A 13,273-nucleotide genomic window follows, 5' to 3' on the forward strand; every position below is an offset into this window, starting at 1 on the left:
TCTGTGCGTGCTCCCAGCTTCGACCTGATCGCCCACCACGCGCAAGCCCGTTGCACATATGTGCAAAGATCGACTCGAGGAGGTCGTCATGCGCCAGTCTGACGCGGGATCGCGCGATTCCAAGCTGATCGCCGCGCTCACCGCGGCACAGCTCTACTACATGCAGGACAAGACCATGGAGGTGATCGCGCAGGAGCTGAAGACCTCGCGATCATCGGTGTCTCGCCTGCTCAGCTTCGCCCGCGAGAGCGGACTCGTGGACATACGCATCAATTCGCCTCTCGAGCGACTCGGCATGCTGGAGCAGCGCATCCGGGACAGGCATCGCCTCGTGGCCCACGTCGTGCCCATCCCCGAGATCGTCAGCGAGGTCGAGAGGCTCGAGCGGGTGGCCCTGACCGCAGGGCGACTGCTGTCGCAGTTCGTCGACTCGAACATGATCGTGGGTGTCGCGTGGGGATCCACGATCAGCGCGGTCAGTCGTGGTCTCACGCAGAAGGAGACGCACAACACGACGTTCGTGCAGTTGAACGGTGCCGGGAACACGCAGACCAGCGGGGTCGAGTACTCGAGCGACATCCTCCAGCGCTTCGGCAGCGCGTTCGGTGCGCAGGTGCAGCAGTTCCCCGTGCCCGCGTTCTTCGACGATCCCTCGACGCGCGAGGCGATGTGGCGAGAGCGGAGCACTCTGCGGGTGCTCGACCTGCAGTCGAAGATGGACATCGCCGTGTTCAGTCTCGGCTCTCCGGCCGCGGAGGTCCCCAGTCGCGTGTACGTCGGCGGCTATCTCGGTCGCGACGACTACCGGAGCCTCCGGGAGGACCATGCGATCGGCGACGTGGCCACGGTCTTCTTCCGCGCGGACGGGTCCTGGAGGGACATCCGTGTCAACGCACGGGCGACGGGTCCGGGTCTCGACCGGCTGCGGCGGGTGCCCCGACGCGTGTGCGTGGTGTCCGGTGTTCCGAAGCTCGCCAGCCTCCGCGCCGCCATCGCCGCCGACCTCATCACGGACGTGGTGCTCGATGAAGGACTCGCGCGCAGGCTCGTCGAGGACTGACCCTACGGCTCGTCGGTCGAGGATTCCGGGCCGGAGCGGAACTCTCGTATCAGATGCTGGACGACTGCACCGAGGTCGCCGCCCGTCGCGTTCGCGATCGTCAGCTGACGCTCGTAGCTCGCGCCGTCCGTGAGGATCGTCTCGATGCTGCCGAACTCACGCACGCAGCCGAGTTCGACCGCGACCGGGGCGAGCTCCTCGAGCACCTCCGCAAGATGCTCCCGCACGGGACGCTGGGTTCCGGCGGCGTCGACGATCACCCGCGCGTCCAAGCCGTAGCGCGCGGCACGCCACTTGTTCTCCCGGTGGTACCAGGCAGGCATCTGCGCGAGGGGGAGTCCCTCGTCCATCTGACGCGAGAGATGCTCGACCAGGACCTGCACGAGCGCGGCCACCGCCGCGAGCTCCGGCAGCGTGGAGAGCCCGTCGCATGCCCGCACCTCGATCGTCCCCCACCGCGGTGCGGGCCGGATGTCCCAGCGCACTTCGGTGGCGTCCGACATCACACCGGTGCGCACCATGTCGTCGAGGTAGGCCTCGTACTCCGACCAGTCCCGCAGCGGCCACGGGAGCCCCGCAGTGGGCAGCTGCTGGAACACCAGAGCACGGTTCGAAGCGTACCCGGTGCGCTCACCGGCCCAGAACGGACTCGAGGCGGAGAGAGCCTGCAGATGCGGGAGATAAGCGGCGAGGGCGTTGATGATCGGGATGACCTTGCGCTGATCCTCCACGCCGATGTGGACGTGGATCCCCCAGATCATCATGTTCCGACCCCACCACTGGGTGCGCTCGATCAGGGTGTGGTAGCGCGTCTTGTCGGTCACTTCCTGGTGGTACCACTGCGCGAACGGGTGACTGCCGGCTGAGAGCAGCTCGATGCCGGCCGGATCCGTCGCCGCACGAACAGCGGTGATCGCGTTGGCGATGTCGTCCACGGCATGGGCCACGGAATCGCCGATGCCGCTGGTGACCTCGATCGTGTTGGTGAGGAGCTCGCCCGTCACGGTGTGCCGTTCTTCTGCACTCTCATCCTCGAGTGCCGACAGCAGCTCGGGGGCGCGGCCGACGAGATCACCGCTCACCGGATCGGCGAGCATGATCTCCCACTCGAGACCGACGGTGGACCGGGCCGATGGCGCGAAATCGAGCTTCACGAGCACAGTCTGACACGCGCTGTCGGCGACACGGCAACCGTCGTGTCGCCGCGTTTCGCTCCTGGGCCGCGGATCTGGCAGAATAGAAGGTCGGACGACGTGCTCGACCCTCTATCCAGCACTCGTCCTCCCTATTTGAGCTTCCGCCGGGTGTGCACCCCACTCTCCAGGCGATCGGTTCGTTACCTTCCACACAATTCAGGAGAATCGTGGCTGTCAAGATTCGTCTCAAGCGCCTGGGCAAGATCCGTGCGCCGTACTACCGCATCGTCGTCGCCGACTCGAAGACCAAGCGCGATGGTCGCGTGATCGAGGAGATCGGCAAGTACCACCCCACCGAGGAGCCCTCGTTCATCGAGATCGACTCCGACCGTGCGCAGTACTGGCTCTCCGTCGGCGCTCAGCCGACCGAGCAGGTCGCTGCTCTGCTCAAGATCACGGGCGACTGGGGCAAGTTCAAGGGCGACAAGGACGCGAAGTCCACGCTGAAGGTCAAGGAGCCCAAGGTTCCGTTCGAGATCGACGCGTCCAAGAAGTCCGTCGTCAAGCCCAAGGCCGAGAAGAAGGTGGAGGCCCCCGCTGAGGAGGCTCCCGCCAAGGCCGACGCGGAGGCCGCAGAGGCTCCCGCCGCCGACGCAGAGTAATTCGTCGTGCTCGCCGCCGCGCTCGAACACATCGTCAAGGGGATCGTCGATCACCCTGAAGATGTCCGCATCAACGCTTCCACGACGCCGAGAGGCGACCTGCTCGAGGTGCGTGTGCACCCCGACGACCGTGGTCGAGTGATCGGGCGCGGCGGCCGCACCGCAAAAGCACTGCGCACGCTCATCGCCGCTCTCGCGGATGGGCGGCGTGTCCGGGTCGACGTCGCGGATGACTGACGTGGTGTCCAAGGACCGCAACCAGGGCAAGAACCAGCTCCGGGTGGGGCGCCTCGTCAAGGCCCACGGCCTCAAGGGCGCTCTCAAGCTCGAGCTGTACACCGACAACCCGGAACGCCGATTCACTCCGGGAGCCGAGTTCACGTTGCAGGTGCCCGAGGCATCTCCGTGGCACGGCAAGACCGTCGTCGTTCGCGAATACCGCGTGATGAACGGAAACCCCGTCGTCTTCCTCAAGGATGTCGACGATCGCGAGGGCGCAGAGACTCTCGTCCGAGCCATCCTCTGGATCGATCAGGACAACGACGAGGTCGAGGACAACGCGTGGTTCGACCATCAGCTCGTGGGTCTCGACGTCGTCCGTGACGGCGTCGTCGTGGGCAAGGTGGCTCGCGTCGAGCATTTCCCTGCGCAGGATCTGCTCATCGTCAGGTCCGGCGAGCAGGACATCATGGTGCCGTTCGTCCAGGCGATCGTTCCCACGGTCGACATCAGCGCCGGGCGCGTCATCGTCACGCCGCCTGCGGGCCTCTTCGAAGAGCTCCCTGACGCGTCCGATGCGACGGAGGCGGGGGAGTCCTCCGACTCCGACGCCACTGACTGATCCCTCGTTCGGCCCGCCAGTGCGCATCGACGTCCTCTCGATCTTCCCGTCGTACTTCGACGGTCTGACGCTCTCCCTGCTCGGGAAGGCGCAGAGTACCGGCATCCTCGACCTGCGTGTCCGAGACCTCCGCGAGTGGACGTCTGATCGTCACCGCACCGTGGACGACACCCCCTACGGGGGCGGGGCGGGGATGGTGATGAAGCCGGAGCCCTGGGGGCTCGCGCTCGACGAGCTGGCATCATCTGCTCCGTCCGAAGAGGGCAGTCGGCCCACGATCATCTTCCCCTCGCCCGCAGGCGAGGTCTTCACGCAGGCCACCGCACGCGATCTCAGCACTCGCGACCACCTCATCTTCGGATGCGGTCGATACGAGGGGATCGACGAGCGGGTGTTCGAATACGCCTCATCGCTCGGCGAGGTGCGGCTCATCAGTCTCGGCGATTACGTCCTCAACGGCGGGGAAGTGGCGACGATGGCGATGATCGAGGCCATCGGTCGCCTGATCCCCGGTGTCGTGGGAAATCCGGCGAGCCTCGTCGAGGAGTCTCACGAGGACGGACTCCTCGAGTACCCGTCTTACACGAAGCCGTCGGTGTGGCGAGAGCGACCGGTGCCGGACGTGCTGCTGAGCGGCAATCACGGCGTGATCGCTTCCTGGCGGCGGGATCAGCAGATCGAACGGACGCGACGTCGGCGCCCGGATCTGCTGCCGGACGACGACCGCTAGACGATCCGTTCGATCCCCGAGTCGATCTCGAACACCACGCCCTGAGGGTGCCGCAGCGAGAGCGCGGATGCGGGGGCCAGGCCCCGGAGCTCCGCACGCAACAGCCGACCGATCATCTCGTGACTCACCAGCAGCGGGATCCCGGACGAAGCCCACCCGCACACCGACAGTGCCCGGCGGGCACGTCCCTTCGCCTGGGCGTAGCTCTCACCTCCGGGAAATGCCCAACCATATCGGTTCTCAGCCCGATCCTCGCGGGCGGTGGGGAATCGTTCATCGATCTCGGACCAGGTCAGGCCGGCCATCTCACCGTGATGGAGCTCGGCGAGCTCCGGTACCTCCACGAGATCTGCGCCGATCCGATCGGCGACGATGACCGCGGTCCGGAGCGCGCGGCCGAGCGGGCTGGAGCACACGGTGGTGATGCCTCGGTCGACGAGGCGCGCGGCGACGCTCTGCGCCTGAAGGATGCCGTCCTCGGTCAGAGGCGAGTCGAGTTGTCCGTGCAGCCGATGATCGAGGTTCCAGCGGGTCTGCCCGTGCCGCACCAGGAACAGGTGTTCTGGCACATGCCGATCCTCCGGAATCATGGACTCAGGATGGCATAGCCGCGTCGCCTCCGTACTGGCGGAATCGGCGGCTGATAGCGTCGCACCATGGTCGATGAGGTGCTGGCGAAGTCGTTCGAGACGATCGGGGCGGATTACGACCGCTACCGTCCCGGATTCCCCGTGGAGGCGGTCGAGCTCATCGCACCACAGCGCATCGGGACTGCGCTGGACCTCGGCGCGGGCACCGGGAAATTCACGGAACTGCTGTCGGCCCGAGCGGAACGTGTGATCGCTGTCGAGCCCTCCGAGCAGATGCTGTCGGTTCTGCGAGCCAAGCTTCCGGATGTGGAAGGCCTCATCGGCAGTGCCGAGCGGATTCCGTTGCCGGACGGCACGGCGGATGTCGTCGCCGTCGCGCAGGCGTTCCATTGGTTCGATCGTGAGTCTGCCTGTGCGGAGATCTCGCGCATCCTCACGCCGGGCGGAACTCTCGGGCTGGTCTGGAACCACTCGGATCCGTCGAGTTCGTGGGATCGAGCAGCGCACCGTATCGCGCACCCCGCGGTCGCTGACACGGACGGAACGACCAGCACCGCCGCGGCGGAGCTCCCCGGATTCACGTTCGTGACGAGCGAATCGATCCACTGGACGGAGCAGATCAGCCGCGAGGCGTACCTCCGTCGCTGGTCGACGGTGAGCACCTTCCTCGTGGCCGACGACGATGCGCGTTCGGTGATGACGACCGCCATCGAAGCGGTGCTCGACGGGGACCCGGACACACGCGGGCGCGAACAGCTCGAGTTGCCGATCATCACCGACGTGTTCGTCTATCGGCGCGCATGAGGATCTGGTCACTGCACCCGCAGTACCTCGATCGCCAGGGTCTGGTGGCCTGCTGGCGGGAGGCACTGCTCGCTCAAGCGGTGCTCGCCGGGCGAACCCGTGGCTACACCGGTCACCCCCAACTGGAGCGGTTCCGTGCCTATCCCGATCCGCTCGATGCCATCGGCGCGTACCTTCGGGGCGTCGCCGTCGAGGCGGACGTGCGCAGCTATACCTTCGACCGATCGCGAATCGATCGACCGGATGCGAGAGGTGAGTCGATCCTGTCCGTGACCACCGGCCAGCTCGCGCTGGAATGGTCGCATCTCAGCGCGAAGCTCGCGGAGCGCAATCCCGACGTGCTCGGACTCTGGTCCGCGGTCTCGGTGCCCGAACCGCATCCGGCGTTCCACGTCCTCGAGGGTCCGGTCGCCGCGTGGGAACGCGCGCTGCCGCCGGCTGAGCCCCGCGGGTCAGCGAACGCCGAGGAATGACCTGTCGGTGAGGACGATCGGGCCATCGGCCGTCACGGCCACGGTGTGCTCCGAATGCGCGCCCCTGGAACCGTCCACACTCCGCAGGGTCCATCCGTCGGGATCGGTCACGAGTTCGTCCGTGGTCTCGAGCAGCCACGGTTCCAACGCGAACACGAGGCCCTCGCGCAACGGGAATCCACGTCCGGCGCGACCGTCGTTGGGGACGTGGGGGTCGCCGTGCATGATGCGTCCGACACCGTGACCGCCGAAGTCGGTGTTGATCGAATACCCCTCGCCGTGTGAGATCGCGGCGATGGCGGCTGAGATGTCACCGATCCGGTTGCCGACCACGGCGGCGTCGATGGCCGCAGCGAGAGCGCGCTCTGTCGTCTCGATGATGCGGAGGTCCTCGTCGCGGGGAGTGCCGACGACGAAGGACACCGCGGAGTCGGCCACCCATCCGTCGACGGAGACGGCGAAATCGAGCGACACCAGGTCGCCGTCTCGCAGCGTGTAGTCGTGGGGGAGGCCGTGCAGTACAGCGTCGTTGATCGAGGTGCAGATCACCTTGCCGAAGGGACTGGCGCCGAAGGACGGGTGGTAGTCGATGTAGCAGGACTCCGCTCCGGCCTTGCGGATCATGTCGTGCGCTCGGCGATCGATCGACAGCAGGTTCGTGCCGACCTTCGTCTCGTCGCGCAGGGTCGCCAGGGTCTCGGCCACGAAGCGACCGGCGGCGCGCATCTCGTCGATCTCGGCAGGGGTGCGCAGTTCGATCATCGGGTGTCCTCTCGTCCTCTCCATTCTCCCCGATCTCCGGGTGACGGGCGTCCGCCTCGAGGCCGCGTGCTCAGAGCGAACACCTGGATCATCGGCCGCACGCCGTCGTACGATTTGTGACATGTGGTTGCGTCAGGCGTTCTTCCGGTGGCTCATTCCGGCAGCGTTCCTCCTGCCGCTCTGGTTGCTCGTGGGGTGGGGCGTCTTCCAAGGCGGTTGGGCCATCCTCTGGGTCCTCTTCATCGCGGTCCCCTCCGTGTTCGTCGGCCAGCTTCTTCTCACGCTCCTGACTCGGTCTCGCCCGTCGGTGCGGGTCGAGAGGGCCGTCTCGTGGTGGGATGTCGGCGGTTTCACGCTCTGGCACGGGCTGACCATCGCTGTCGGATGCTTCATCGACGGCGCGTTCGGCTGGCTTCTCGCCGCCGCCGTCGTCGTCGGCATCGGTCTGGTCTGGCTGCAGCTCTGGCAGCTGTGGAACGAGGCGAAGGGAAGCGGAGCACGGATCCGCGAGACCATCTCGTGGTCCACCGTTCCCGGCGTCGACGAGCCCGCGCCGGAGACCCGCGTGCGAGAGGTCTTCGTCATCCGGGAGAAGGACTCGCCGGAGTGACGGAAACGCACGCGACGTTTTGGCCGTGTGCGGCATCCATGGCAGAATGAGTGTTTGTGCCGTGACCGGTTCTGCCTCAGGGGAGCCCACGGACGCTTCGGCGCCGTTCAGCACACACTTCTTCTTATTCCTACTTACAGCATGCAACCGACCTGAGGCGAGTGCAGAGAGAGACGATCATGCAGATCCTCGACGCCGTCGACGCAGCATCCCTGCGTTCAGACGTTCCCGTCTTCCACCCCGGTGACACGGTCAACGTGCACGTGAACATCACCGAGGGCACCCGCTCGCGTATCCAGGTCTTCAAGGGCGTCGTCATCGGCCGCCAGGGCGACGGCGTGCGTGAGACCTTCACCGTTCGCAAGATCAGCTTCCAGGTGGGCGTCGAGCGTACGTTCCCGGTGCACTCCCCGGTGATCGACCACATCGAGGTCGTCACCCGCGGTGACGTGCGTCGCGCGAAGCTCTACTACCTCCGTCAGCTGCGGGGCAAGAAGGCCAAGATCAAGGAGAAGCGCGACAACTGACGCGCAGGCTCTCCACAGCACCCCGGGACACGATGTCCCGGGGTGCTGTGTTCTCCCCGGGGTGTGCGACCCTTGATACTGCCGTCTCCGTGCGGTGCGAGACTGTGAAGGAAACCCCATGACGACTGACTCCGCCGCCGCGTCCGCTCGACCGACGAAGCGGCGTCGTGGGTTCCTCGTGTTCCTGCGCGACGTCCTCGTGATCGTCGTCATCGCGGCGCTCGTCTCCTTCGTCGTCAAGACCTTCATCGTCCGCTCCTTCTACATCCCGTCCGCGTCGATGGAACGAACTCTCCTGGTCAACGATCGGATCCTCGTGGACGAGCTGACGCCGCGGTGGACCGCCTACGAACGCGGCGACGTCGTGGTCTTCAAGGACCCGGGCGGGTGGCTCGACGGCCAGCCGCAGACTCCTGCGCAGCCGCCTCTCGTCGAGGCTTTCGACTGGATGCTCAACGTCGTCGGGATCTCGGCCACGGATTCGCAGGATCACCTCGTCAAGCGTGTGATCGGTCTCCCGGGTGACCACGTCGTCTGCTGCAACGCGCTCGGACAGATCACGGTCAACGGAGCGCCCATCGACGAGCTCAGCTACCTCAACCTGCCAGACGGCGACACTGCAGCGTCGAACGATCCGTTCGACGTGGTCGTGCCGGATGGGTCGCTGTGGCTCCTCGGAGACAACCGTGATCGCTCGCGCGACTCGCGGGCGCATCAGGATCTTCCGAGTGGCGGCTTCGTCCCGATCGAGAACGTCGTGGGCAAGGCGTTCTTCACCACGTGGCCCTTCGACCGTCTGGGCACGATCGACGGCCACCATGACAGCTTCAACGGCGTCCCGGATCCGGAATGACCGTCGTCGCTCCGAAGCTCACTCTGGAGCGCAGGCTGCTGAGCGAGTGCGATCTGATCATCTCCCTCGATGAGGTCGGACGCGGTGCGCTTGCCGGGCCGGTGGCGGTCGGAGCTGCCGTGATGGATGCGGCAGGGGCGCGCCGCCGCGTTCCCGAAGGGCTTCGGGATTCGAAGCTGGTCACCGAGCGGCGTCGGCCCGATGTCGCTGCGCGAGCCGCGGCATGGGTGCAGGCTTCTGGAGTCGGTTGGGCCAGCGCGGCCGAGGTCGACGAGGTGGGCATCATGCGAGCGCTCGGTCTTGCAGCGTCGCGCGCCGTGCAGAGCGTCGTCGATTCGGGAGTTCGCCTCGACGGGGCTCTGGTGCTCCTCGACGGCAACCACGACTATGTCTCGCGGGTGCATCCGGTGCCTCTACGGGTGCGACCGGTCGTCAAGGGCGACCGCGACTGCGCATCGGTCTCGGCGGCATCGGTGATCGCGAAAGTGGCGAGGGACACCTACATGGCGGAGCTCCACGAGGGTCATCCCGCGTACCAGTGGGACCGGAACAAGGGATACGCGAGCCTCGAGCATCGCGATGCGATCCGCAGCCTCGGGCTCTCTCCACACCACCGATCATCCTGGGCGATCGCGGATGTCCCGACTCTGTTCTGAGCCTGCGTGCGTCATCGACGCGTCGCCGACTCTAGGATGGAGTGATCATGGATGAGGAAGCCTTCGACGACTACGACCGCGAGCTCGAGCTGGCGCTGTTCCGCGAATACCGCGATGTCGTCGCGCAGTTCCAGTACGTTGTCGAGACGGAACGCCGGTTCTACCTCGCCAACGAGGTGAACGTCGTGCGTCGTGACACCGAGCACGACTTCTACTTCGAGATCTCGATGAGTGACGTCTGGGTGTGGGACATCTATCGTGCCGACCGCTTCGTGAAGGCTGTGCGCGTGCTGACGTTCAAGGACGTCAACGTCGAAGAGCTTCAGCGCCGCGAGTTCGAGCTGCCCCAGGAGCTGTCGCTCGACGGGGAGTGACCACTTCTGCACAGTCCGGCTTTCTGATGGGCTGTCCCCGCACTCCGCAACGTCCCCACTCCTGAAGCGCGGTCGTCGATCTCGATCGACAGGCTGTCTTCATGGCAGCGAAAGACGAGCTCGGTAGATCCGGCGAAGAACATGCGGTTCGGTATCTGACCGGCATCGGATATGTGGTCCTCGACCGCAACTGGCGATGTGCGCAGGGCGAGATCGACATCGTCGCCTGTCGCGGTCACCACCTCGCCATCGTCGAGGTCAAGACACGACGGACGATCTCCCACGGACACCCGTTCGAGGCCGTGGATTCCCGCAAGATCCGACGACTGTGGCGATTGGCTCATGCGTGGGCGGCCGACCATCCCGAACAGGCGGTCGGCCTCGTGATCCGGATCGAGGCGATCGGGATCATCGGAGCCGACCCGCAGCACAGCACTCTCGAACATCTCGTGGACGTGTCGTGAAGACGGCCCGCACGTGGGCGGTCGCGCTCACCGGGGTCGACGGGCACATGGTCGAGGTCGAAGCCGACATCTCGAACCAGACCCCCGACTTCAAGATCATCGGCCTGCCGGACAAAGCGCTCGGCGAGGCGGTTCAGCGGGTTCACAACGCCTGCAAGAACACGCAACTCGATCTTCCGCGCCGCCGGCTCACGGTCAACCTCTCGCCCGCCAGCCTCCCCAAGCAGGGAGCCGGTTTCGACCTGAGCATCGCGGTCGCCGCTCTCGCGGCAGGGGGAGCGCTGTCGACGCGGTCCATCGCGGGAACGGTGCATCTCGGCGAACTCGGACTCGACGGCCGGCTCCGTCCCGTGCCCGGGGTGCTCCCGTCCGTCTTCGCCGCTGCGCGTGCGGGGTTCGACACCGTGATCGTGCCGTGGGGCAACGAGGCGGAGGCGAGGCTGGTGCCCGGAATCGAGGTTCGCGCAGCAGCGAGTCTTTCGCAGGTCGCCGTCTGGCACGGCGCAGAGATCGACGTGCTCGATGCCGATCCGGTCGCCTCGGCGACACTCGCGCCGGAGCATCGCGAGAGGCTGGACCTCGCGGACGTCGTCGGCCAGGACGAGGCCGTCGAGGCGCTGATCGTCGCGGCAGCAGGAGGCCACCACATGCTGCTCAGCGGCCCGCCAGGCGCAGGTAAGACCATGCTCGCGCGTCGGCTCCCCGGCATACTTCCGAGTCTCTCCGACGACGAGGCTCTCGAAGTGGCCTCGATCCGCTCACTCACCGGCGAGGCGGTGCGGGTTCTCGACGCCACGCCGCCGATGGAGTCGCCTCACCACAGCGCCTCGGTTGCGGCGCTCGTCGGAGGCGGCACGAGGTCTGTTCGTCCTGGCGCCATCTCTCGCGCGCACAGAGGTGTGCTCTTCCTCGACGAAGCAGCGGAATTCTCGAGAGTCGCGCTCGACGCACTGCGGCAGCCGCTCGAGTCCGGCGTCATCGAGGTGAGTCGATCGGGCGTCACCGCACAGTTCCCCGCACGCTTCCAACTGGTCATGGCGCTCAATCCGTGCCCGTGCGGCAATTACGGGGTGCGCGGTGCGGAATGCACATGTCCGTCGTTGGCGATCCGGAGATACTCGACCCGACTCTCCGGTCCGCTTCGCGACCGGGTCGATATCGAGCTGCATGTCTCGCGCGTGTCTGCTGCTCGGGCCATGATCGGCGACCGTACGGAGGTGACGAGCGAGCGAGCTCGAGCGAGAGTCATGCAGGCGCGTGAGCGGGCGGTCTCGCGGTGGCGGGGGACACCGTGGGGCCGCAACAGCGAAGTTCCGGGCGCCCGATTGAGGCAACTCGATCTGCGGATCGCCGCAGAGGCAAGGGCGCCACTGGACAGGGCTCTCGAGCGGGGAGCTCTCACTCTTCGCGGCTATGACAGGGTTCTGCGGCTGGCTTGGACCATGGCGGACCTCGCCGAGGTCGACAGTCCAGGTCGGGAAGAAATAGGACGGGCACTGTTCTTGAAGAGGGGATACCTATCGTGATCGAGTCTCTCAGAGGCGATGCGGCGGTGCGGCGATCGCTGCGACAGGTGCGACTAGTCGATGACCTGGACGAGGCGCTGGCACGAGTGTCGTGGTCAGTCCTCACCGAGCCGGGGGACGGAGTCGCCGGAGCGCTCATCGCGGAGCGGGGCGCAGTGGCATCACTGGGGCTGGCGATCGGCGGAGGGGCCGTGGCGAGTTCGGAGGTCAGTGAACGGACTCTCGCCGAGGGACGAGCCAGGTGGATGGTCCGCGCGGATGCGCGCAGCGTTCTCGATGCGATCCGTGCAGCAGCCGAGGTCGGCGCTCGGCTGCTTCTGCCGGGGGACGACCTCTGGCCGAGATCTCTCGACGACCTCGGGGTGCATGCGCCGACAGTGCTCTGGGTTCGCGGAGACCCGGCGCTGCTCACGGCTCCGAGCCGAGTCGCGATCGTGGGCGCGAGGGCGGCCAGCGGTTATGGAGAGATGCTCGCCGGTGACTTCGCCGGCGAGCTCGCAGCCTCCGGCACGGTCGTCGTATCCGGCGGAGCGTACGGCATCGACGGGGCAGCTCATCGGGCCGCCCTCGGCGTGAGCGGCAAGACCGTGGCCTTCCTCGCCGGGGGAGTCGATCGCGCGTATCCCCAAGGCCATCAGCAGCTGCTGCGGAGAATCGTGGAGACCGGAGCCGTGGTGAGCGAAGTGCCCTGCGGCACCGCGCCGACGAAGTGGCGATTCCTCTCGCGCAACAGACTCATCGCCGCTATCAGCGACGCGACGGTCGTGGTGGAGGCAGGGTGGCGGAGCGGTTCACTGAACACCGCAGGACACGCGGCTGCGCTCGGACGGCCGCTCGGTGCGGTGCCTGGGCCTGTGACCTCCGCATCGTCGGCCGGCTGTCATCGGCTTCTTCGTGAATACGACGCGAGATGCGTCACGACCACCGCCGAGATACGCGAGTTGTGGGGTGACGCCGCACCCGGGACGACCGTTGGCGGAGCCACGGACCCGGATCGGTCTCGGGTGCTCGACGCCCTGAGCAGTCGCTCCGCACGACCCGTTCTCGAGCTGTCCCGAAGATCGGGGCTCGCTCCCGAGAGGATCGGCGCCCTCCTCGGGCTCCTGGAGCTGGATGGGATTGTCACGCGCGTCGAGAGCGGATGGCAGAAACGGCCGGACGGAGAGCGGCGCGGCTGACACCGCGCGGATTCGCGCTCCTGCACA

General features: G+C 66.6%; 18 protein-coding genes. 15 read left to right on the forward strand and 3 right to left on the reverse strand.

All coding sequences use genetic code 11. From position 1 onward, the window contains the following. Nucleotides 1-88: 88 nt before the first annotated feature. Nucleotides 89-1,060: a sugar-binding transcriptional regulator gene (locus BEP68_RS06835; RefSeq protein WP_053099094.1), complete on the forward strand. Its 972-nt coding sequence runs from the start codon at nt 89-91 to the stop codon at nt 1,058-1,060. 2 nt (nt 1,061-1,062) lie between these two features. On the opposite strand, the gene BEP68_RS06840 is transcribed toward BEP68_RS06835, so the two are convergent. After that, the gene (locus tag BEP68_RS06840; RefSeq protein WP_187249575.1) at nt 1,063-2,214 is read right to left on the reverse strand and encodes a glutamate--cysteine ligase; all 1,152 of its coding nucleotides are present in this window, start codon (nt 2,212-2,214) and stop codon (nt 1,063-1,065) included. A gap of 209 nt (nt 2,215-2,423) precedes the next feature. Between BEP68_RS06840 and rpsP the strand changes: the two genes are divergently transcribed. The 4 genes from rpsP to trmD are packed head-to-tail and all read left to right on the forward strand — an operon-like array spanning nt 2,424 to nt 4,429. After that, nucleotides 2,424-2,858 carry a 30S ribosomal protein S16 gene (gene rpsP / locus BEP68_RS06845; protein ID WP_053095939.1) on the forward strand — a complete coding sequence of 145 codons (435 nt, stop codon included), beginning with the start codon at nt 2,424-2,426 and terminating at the stop codon, nt 2,856-2,858. Nucleotides 2,859-2,864: 6 nt separating this feature from the next. Next, entirely contained in the window at nt 2,865-3,095 is a 231-nt protein-coding gene (locus BEP68_RS06850) for an RNA-binding protein (protein ID WP_053095941.1), read from the forward strand. After that, complete coding sequence (gene rimM / locus BEP68_RS06855; protein WP_053095943.1) at nt 3,088-3,699, forward strand: ribosome maturation factor RimM; 612 nt, start codon at nt 3,088-3,090, stop codon at nt 3,697-3,699. The genes BEP68_RS06850 and rimM overlap by 8 nt, the downstream gene beginning before the upstream one ends. 19 nt (nt 3,700-3,718) lie before the next feature. Next, the gene (trmD, locus tag BEP68_RS06860) at nt 3,719-4,429 is read left to right on the forward strand and encodes a tRNA (guanosine(37)-N1)-methyltransferase TrmD (protein ID WP_053095944.1); all 711 of its coding nucleotides are present in this window, start codon (nt 3,719-3,721) and stop codon (nt 4,427-4,429) included. Here the strand turns inward: trmD and BEP68_RS06865 are convergent. Further along, complete coding sequence (locus BEP68_RS06865; protein ID WP_056279048.1) at nt 4,426-4,998, reverse strand: histidine phosphatase family protein; 573 nt, start codon at nt 4,996-4,998, stop codon at nt 4,426-4,428. The genes trmD and BEP68_RS06865 overlap by 4 nt on opposite strands. Before the next feature lie 87 nt (nt 4,999-5,085). Between BEP68_RS06865 and BEP68_RS06870 the strand changes: the two genes are divergently transcribed. After that, complete coding sequence (locus BEP68_RS06870; protein ID WP_072591207.1) at nt 5,086-5,823, forward strand: class I SAM-dependent methyltransferase; 738 nt, start codon at nt 5,086-5,088, stop codon at nt 5,821-5,823. Beyond that, a complete protein-coding gene (locus tag BEP68_RS06875) occupies nt 5,820-6,296 on the forward strand; it encodes a pyrimidine dimer DNA glycosylase/endonuclease V (RefSeq protein WP_053095948.1) in 477 nt (158 codons plus the stop codon). Before BEP68_RS06870 ends, BEP68_RS06875 begins: the two co-directional genes overlap by 4 nt. Here BEP68_RS06875 and map read toward each other — a convergent pair. Beyond that, a complete protein-coding gene (map, locus tag BEP68_RS06880; RefSeq protein WP_053095949.1) occupies nt 6,276-7,058 on the reverse strand; it encodes a type I methionyl aminopeptidase in 783 nt (260 codons plus the stop codon). The genes BEP68_RS06875 and map overlap by 21 nt on opposite strands. A 121-nt stretch (nt 7,059-7,179) precedes the next feature. Here map and BEP68_RS06885 point away from each other — a divergent pair, with 121 nt between their 5' ends. The 8 genes from BEP68_RS06885 (at nt 7,180) to dprA (ending at nt 13,246) form a co-directional block, all read left to right on the forward strand. Next, the gene (locus BEP68_RS06885) at nt 7,180-7,668 is read left to right on the forward strand and encodes an MFS transporter permease (protein WP_072591208.1); all 489 of its coding nucleotides are present in this window, start codon (nt 7,180-7,182) and stop codon (nt 7,666-7,668) included. Between the two features lie 179 nt (nt 7,669-7,847). Next, nucleotides 7,848-8,195 carry a 50S ribosomal protein L19 gene (gene rplS / locus BEP68_RS06890; protein WP_053099097.1) on the forward strand — a complete coding sequence of 116 codons (348 nt, stop codon included), beginning with the start codon at nt 7,848-7,850 and terminating at the stop codon, nt 8,193-8,195. A gap of 118 nt (nt 8,196-8,313) precedes the next feature. Next, entirely contained in the window at nt 8,314-9,048 is a 735-nt protein-coding gene (gene lepB / locus BEP68_RS06895) for a signal peptidase I (RefSeq protein ID WP_053095952.1), read from the forward strand. Further along, nucleotides 9,045-9,704, forward strand: a complete 660-nt coding sequence (locus tag BEP68_RS06900; protein WP_053095954.1) for a ribonuclease HII — start codon at nt 9,045-9,047, stop codon at nt 9,702-9,704. Before lepB ends, BEP68_RS06900 begins: the two co-directional genes overlap by 4 nt. Nucleotides 9,705-9,751: 47 nt before the next feature. Next, nucleotides 9,752-10,078, forward strand: coding sequence for a DUF2469 family protein (locus tag BEP68_RS06905; RefSeq protein WP_042541663.1), 327 nt, complete (start codon nt 9,752-9,754; stop codon nt 10,076-10,078). 101 nt (nt 10,079-10,179) lie between these two features. After that, nucleotides 10,180-10,542: a YraN family protein gene (locus BEP68_RS06910; protein WP_056278671.1), complete on the forward strand. Its 363-nt coding sequence runs from the start codon at nt 10,180-10,182 to the stop codon at nt 10,540-10,542. Next, the gene (locus BEP68_RS06915) at nt 10,539-12,068 is read left to right on the forward strand and encodes a YifB family Mg chelatase-like AAA ATPase (protein ID WP_187249576.1); all 1,530 of its coding nucleotides are present in this window, start codon (nt 10,539-10,541) and stop codon (nt 12,066-12,068) included. Before BEP68_RS06910 ends, BEP68_RS06915 begins: the two co-directional genes overlap by 4 nt. After that, nucleotides 12,065-13,246, forward strand: coding sequence for a DNA-processing protein DprA (dprA, locus tag BEP68_RS06920; protein ID WP_187249577.1), 1,182 nt, complete (start codon nt 12,065-12,067; stop codon nt 13,244-13,246). The genes BEP68_RS06915 and dprA overlap by 4 nt, the downstream gene beginning before the upstream one ends. Nucleotides 13,247-13,273: the final 27 nt, after the last annotated feature.

The organism is Microbacterium sp. 4-7 (genome assembly GCF_014332665.1).
In the GTDB taxonomy this organism is placed as follows: Bacteria; Actinomycetota; Actinomycetes; order Actinomycetales; family Microbacteriaceae; genus Microbacterium.

Bases quoted from the DNA above. Each gene is read 5' to 3' on its own strand.
- BEP68_RS06910 (WP_056278671.1), top strand. From the start codon at position 10,180: ATGGCAGCGAAAGACGAGCTCGGTAGATCCGGCGAAGAACATGCGGTT.
- BEP68_RS06885 (WP_072591208.1), top strand. From the start codon at position 7,180: ATGTGGTTGCGTCAGGCGTTCTTCCGGTGGCTCATTCCGGCAGCGTTC.
- map (WP_053095949.1), bottom strand. From the start codon at position 7,058: ATGATCGAACTGCGCACCCCTGCCGAGATCGACGAGATGCGCGCCGCC.
- BEP68_RS06875 (WP_053095948.1), top strand. From the start codon at position 5,820: ATGAGGATCTGGTCACTGCACCCGCAGTACCTCGATCGCCAGGGTCTG.
- BEP68_RS06870 (WP_072591207.1), top strand. From the start codon at position 5,086: ATGGTCGATGAGGTGCTGGCGAAGTCGTTCGAGACGATCGGGGCGGAT.
- BEP68_RS06900 (WP_053095954.1), top strand. From the start codon at position 9,045: ATGACCGTCGTCGCTCCGAAGCTCACTCTGGAGCGCAGGCTGCTGAGC.
- rplS (WP_053099097.1), top strand. From the start codon at position 7,848: ATGCAGATCCTCGACGCCGTCGACGCAGCATCCCTGCGTTCAGACGTT.
- BEP68_RS06835 (WP_053099094.1), top strand. From the start codon at position 89: ATGCGCCAGTCTGACGCGGGATCGCGCGATTCCAAGCTGATCGCCGCG.
- lepB (WP_053095952.1), top strand. From the start codon at position 8,314: ATGACGACTGACTCCGCCGCCGCGTCCGCTCGACCGACGAAGCGGCGT.
- BEP68_RS06905 (WP_042541663.1), top strand. From the start codon at position 9,752: ATGGATGAGGAAGCCTTCGACGACTACGACCGCGAGCTCGAGCTGGCG.
- rimM (WP_053095943.1), top strand. From the start codon at position 3,088: ATGACTGACGTGGTGTCCAAGGACCGCAACCAGGGCAAGAACCAGCTC.